1 protein-coding gene is annotated in these 371 nt (G+C 61.5%); it reads right to left on the bottom strand.

The annotated features are described in order from the left end of the window. Positions 1-123: 123 nt before the first annotated feature. Positions 124-371 (bottom strand): aminotransferase class I/II-fold pyridoxal phosphate-dependent enzyme (locus AC0L3D_RS37010; protein WP_473647577.1); only part of this gene is annotated, 248 nt, incomplete at its 5' end.

The raw sequence follows: 371 nt of genomic DNA, 5'->3' as shown, positions 1-371 counted from the left end.
ACCGGCACTTCTTCCATCCAGATGCCCGGCTCGGCCTTGGCCTTGACCAGCGCCTTCATCATGTTCGACATTCTTTTGTCCCTTGAAACTCTTGATCCGGAATCTCTTTTCGGTTCCGGTCGTTCAGGAAATCACACCAAGTTCGCGCCCGACTGCGCCGAACACCTCGACCGCACGGTCGATGTCGGCGCTGGAATGGGCGGCCGACATTTGCGTGCGGATGCGCGCCTGGCCCTTCGGTACCACCGGAAACGAGAAGCCGATGACATAGATGCCGCGCTGCAGCATGCGCGTCGCCATCTCCTGCGCCAGCGTCGCATCGCCGAGCATGACCGGAACGATCGGATGATCGGCGCCGGCCAGCGTAAAGC

It is taken from the genome of Mesorhizobium sp. WSM4837, from assembly GCF_055811435.1.
Note: the sequence above shows the minus strand (reverse complement) of the source record. Positions and strands in the feature narration are given on the sequence as shown.